The sequence below is a fragment of the Synechococcus sp. WC101 genome, assembly GCF_047461555.1.
In the GTDB taxonomy this organism is placed as follows: Bacteria; Cyanobacteriota; Cyanobacteriia; order Thermostichales; family Thermostichaceae; genus Thermostichus.
The window spans coordinates 1-2,256 of record NZ_JANSHG010000254.1 but is presented as its reverse complement, the minus strand read 5'-3'; the positions used below and the strand labels follow the sequence as shown (position 1 = coordinate 2,256).

Annotated in this window: 2 protein-coding genes; both read right to left on the bottom strand. The window is 58.6% G+C overall.

Annotated features, from left to right (window positions below):
* Positions 1 to 76: 76 nt before the first annotated feature.
* A complete protein-coding gene (locus tag NW809_RS12110; protein WP_011431213.1) occupies positions 77 to 1,027 on the bottom strand; it encodes a LysR substrate-binding domain-containing protein in 951 nt (316 codons plus the stop codon).
* 269 nt (positions 1,028 to 1,296) lie between these two features.
* The gene (locus NW809_RS12105; protein ID WP_011431214.1) at positions 1,297 to 1,944 is read right to left on the bottom strand and encodes a thermonuclease family protein; all 648 of its coding nucleotides are present in this window, start codon (positions 1,942 to 1,944) and stop codon (positions 1,297 to 1,299) included.
* Between the last annotated feature and the right edge of the window lie 312 nt (positions 1,945 to 2,256).

Below are 2,256 nucleotides of genomic sequence, written 5' to 3'. Positions count from 1 at the left end.
AAGCAGCAACTCCGAGAAGTGATTCTCGGAAGCTCCCGTCTACAGCCCGTCAGGGCTTAGCGGGAGAGGATGTCACTCAAGCGAGCAACTGTAAGTGAGGAGGGGGAGTTTTCAGCCAGTCTTGGCAGCTCAGCAGCCCCTCGCGAAAGCGGGTGGCCGCCTGCGATTGATAGCGCTCCGGGTTAAACGCCAGCCAAAGGGTGCGCCGTATCTGCAGCCCTTCCACCGCCAGCTTTTTCAGCCGCCCTTGCTCCAAGTCGGAGCCCACCGCCACCATCGACAAAAAAGCCACCCCCAAGCCAGCCTGGACGGCATTCTTGATTGCCTCAATCGAGCTGAGTTCCAGCCGTACATTTAGCTGGCCCGGGTTGATGCCGTGGCGATTCAGCACCCGGTCGATGGTCTGCCGCGTGGAAGACTGGGGATCCAGGGTAATGAAGGGCAAAGTCAACAGATCCACAAGGGCGGGAGCATCGAGGGCACAGCTGGGGGCGCCGACCAACACGTATTCGTCTTCCGCCAGAGCAATCACCTTCAAATGCCGCTGTAAGTCAAAGGGGATCTCCCCGCCGACAATGGCCAGATCCAGCCGACCCTCCACCAGCTTCTGGGCAATTCGCCGTGTGGATTGCACCAAGAGCTGCACCGAAATCTGGGGATAGCTGCGGTGATACTGCGCGATCAAAGAGGGCATGACGTAGGTGCCCACCGTTTGGCTGGCCCCCAAAACCAAGTGCCCCCCTCCCATCTCTTGCAAATTGGCCAGAGCTTGAACCGCTTCCCGGCAGAGCTTGAGGATGCGCTCGCTGTAGTGCAGCAACACCTGCCCCGCATCCGTCAGCTCCACCTTGCGCCCGCCGCGGTCAAACAACACCACTCCCAACTGTCGCTCCAGGTTCTGCACCTGCAAGCTGACCGCTGGCTGGGAGACAAACAGGCTCTCCGCAGCCCGCCGAAAACTCCCCTGCTGCGCAATCGCCTGAACGATGAGGAGCTGATCCAGGGTAAACGGCAGTTCATCCGCCATAGGGAACTCCAAATCACCCAGCGGGATCCCTTCCAACCCAGCGAACTCGGCAGCCCAGGATCGAAAGCCCGCCTGAGATCATCATATATAAGCAGGCTAAATACTAAGAAAATACAAAAGGTGAGCAATCTCGAGAGAACGGCTCGCTCCCGCCTTTTGGACGGGATCTGGGGTGGAGCGCCTCTCCCGAAGAGCCGTTGAAACTGTTTGTTGAAGTTGAGAGCCATCCCCAAGGGCCAGGCGGCTCTGGACCTGTCTTTGGCTTCCCTCTAGCGAGGGCCATAGGGCGTCCAATAGCCGCGCCCCTGTTGCCTTGCCGCATTGGCTGCCTCTTTGAGAATGACGCCGTACTTGAGGCCATTGGTTTGCGGCGACAGTAGGCCATGCCCCAAAAACAGCATTTCCTGGTTGATGAGGGTATTGGCCCGCCAAACGTAGGCAGGCAGGGTGGGGGTGGGGGCCAGAGCGGGATCCAACTCCAAGAAAACCTCGCGCCCCAGCAAAGCCGTCTGCAGGTATTGACCAGCATTGGAGATGGGCAGAGGGGTTTGCCCGCGCAGCTTCGTCCACGTAGGATTGAGCTCTGCCGGCAGAGGAGCAATCCCGATCAGTTGCACCAGCCGCAAATTCAAGTCCCCTTCGAGCTGGACAACCAGGGTGTTGTAATCGACCACCCGAATGACTTGTGCCCGTTTGAGGCTGCGTAGATCCGGACGGGCCACCAAGGTCAAGGCCCAAGCGGGCCATGCCGAGACCAGCAAGGGCAAGGCCAGCAGGCTGCTCAGCTTAATTAAACTCCGTCCCTGGGATATCAACAGAGACTTGGGACGGTGAGAGATGGGAACAGACCGCAGCGATTTCTGCATCATGGACTTCACCCGTTGCATGGCGGACTTGACGACAGGGATGGTTTGCATGCTTAACCTTTGAATTTGACGCTGCCTTTACACCGCCACCCGGCGGGCCCAATGCCGGAGCCGGCTCACTGCCGTCACTCTACAAAAAACTTGGGCAGATGGGTCAGTTCTGCAAGCTGTCTCTCGATTTCAACTTGCGGATGCGCCACCCCCTGACAACCTATAGAGTCATTTCAAAAATGAAACGGCTCGTTACGTTATTTCCTAGCTCCCCTCTCCCTCTGGGAGAGGGGACGGGGGTGAGGTTGTCCAAAGAATCTCTCAAACGCGGGGATCCAGGATGGCCGCAGGGCTCTTCTCCAGAGTCTTGGG